The organism is Brunnivagina elsteri CCALA 953 (assembly GCF_002289455.1).
GTDB lineage: Bacteria > Cyanobacteriota > Cyanobacteriia > Cyanobacteriales > Nostocaceae > Brunnivagina > Brunnivagina elsteri.
Window position 1 is genome coordinate 1 of the sequence record NZ_NTFS01000700.1, and the last position, 1,764, is coordinate 1,764.

A 1,764-nucleotide genomic window follows, 5' to 3' on the forward strand; every position below is an offset into this window, starting at 1 on the left:
TGAGAAAGATGGTTTTTTGCTGGCATATGGCTGATAAAAGCTTAGTTACTTAATTCCCTATTATACAATTAAGCTGCGTAGCAGCTTACTGTAGAACAATTAAGACAAGTTTATCAAACAATCAACGAGTCGTTTGGTTGCGATAAGCGGAGCTTAATGCCAAGGGCATATCGCACATCCACCAAAACCCAATCGCACTCCCACCAAAACCACATGCGATAACTAGCTCCTCCGGAGCGGCTTCGCCAAAGTTGAGCTGAGTCCCAAACCCAAAAGCGCACGGCACAAATATCCCCGACTTCTTCGTTTATGTTTTGCTTATCACCCCATTATTCCCTAGAAGTCGGGGATATGTTTATAGCACCCCACAAAACCAAAAGCGATGATAATTCATACTTCAATCTAAAGAAGTCCACCAGAATCTGAGGAAATGCTTAATTGTCAAGCAGCATTAATAAGTCCACGATCGAGTGAGAGAAGATTTTCTACGCTGCGATTGCGAGCGATCGCTAAATGTAAAGCATCTCCTGCTCTCAACCCAGTTTCCCATTGTTGAATAAATTCGGCTGCGAGAATAAAATCAGCAGTTGTCACCGTGAAAACTGTGTAAGATTGGTCTAAATCTTCTTTAAATGAGTGTATTACCGCTTCCATTTGTTCTAAATTCAACTCGCTCATGCGAACACGACGGGACACAAGGCTGGTAAACTCGACTGTTGTCCAATCACTAATAGCTAATCAAACGATAGGAATATTAAGCAGGATTGTCTCAACTGATGCACTGGTTGCTTCTTGTATGTAGAAAGGTGCAAGAAAGCTTGTGTCTATGTAGATCAATATCTTGCCTCTTGGCGTAAACTTTGGATGATTTCGAGATTGCTGGTTAATGCTTGAGGTTGGGTAGCTCTCAGTTTATGGCGAGATGCTAAAGGTTGAAGGATATGTGAGATTGATGACAAGCGAGCTATGGGCTTACCATGACTAATAATCACTATTTCTTCGCCATTTTTAACTTGGTTAATCAGTTGATTTATGGTAACGGATGTGTTGGTAATATCTATTTTTTGCATAAAATCAGGCGATCGCGTGAGAAGCTGTATATATCACTTTCTAAATCCTATCTCATTTTGTAAATTGAATGCGATCGCACTTCTCACCAAAACCCAAAAGCGATAAGCGGAGCTTAACGCCAAGGGCGTTAAGCACATCCCAAACAAACCAAAACGCGATTCCTGCGGATAGCTACCCTACGGGAACGCGTATAGCGTAGCTTGCTTCTCCGTTTCGGAGTACGCTAACGCACATCCCTACAAACAAAATGCGATAAGCGGAGCTTAATGTCTTTGGCATATCGCACGACAGAAATAAGTTATTTTAAAGGATTAATAATTGTGATTTTTCCTTCAATGAGTAAGCTATCTTGCATATCTTCTGAATAAATGATGTCAGTATTTACAGATAATGCACTCGCAACAATTAAACCGTCCCAAAACGAAAAACTGTATCGAGTCCGTAATTCGGTTGCGTGTATAAGTATTTGACTATCTAGCTCTACTACAGCAACCCGACTATAGAAAGATTCGATAACTTGTTTAATTTTTAATTCTGTAAATGAGGCTTTTCTTTTTAAAACAGAACAAACTTCATTAATGACTTGAGTGCTGATAACACCGTTAACATCATTAATTAGGGCTTGCTGAATAAGTTAAAACCCAATCAAAATAAGGGTTTCAATCCTTTTTATTCCAAGCTGATACAAGATTA

General features: G+C 39.7%; 4 protein-coding genes. All 4 read right to left on the reverse strand.

The genetic code is table 11. From position 1 onward, the window contains the following. Nucleotides 1-121: 121 nt before the first annotated feature. The gene (locus tag CK510_RS32195; RefSeq protein ID WP_158224998.1) at nucleotides 122-286 is read right to left on the reverse strand and encodes a hypothetical protein; all 165 of its coding nucleotides are present in this window, start codon (nucleotides 284-286) and stop codon (nucleotides 122-124) included. Between the two features lie 155 nt (nucleotides 287-441). Then, on the reverse strand, nucleotides 442-696 hold the full coding sequence (locus CK510_RS29995; protein WP_143289516.1) for a type II toxin-antitoxin system VapC family toxin: 255 nt from the start codon (nucleotides 694-696) through the stop codon (nucleotides 442-444). 137 nt (nucleotides 697-833) lie between these two features. Beyond that, on the reverse strand, nucleotides 834-1,070 hold the full coding sequence (locus tag CK510_RS30000) for a type II toxin-antitoxin system Phd/YefM family antitoxin (protein ID WP_095725072.1): 237 nt from the start codon (nucleotides 1,068-1,070) through the stop codon (nucleotides 834-836). A gap of 299 nt (nucleotides 1,071-1,369) precedes the next feature. Further along, the gene (locus CK510_RS30005) at nucleotides 1,370-1,702 is read right to left on the reverse strand and encodes a PIN domain-containing protein (protein WP_342746014.1); all 333 of its coding nucleotides are present in this window, start codon (nucleotides 1,700-1,702) and stop codon (nucleotides 1,370-1,372) included. Nucleotides 1,703-1,764: the final 62 nt, after the last annotated feature.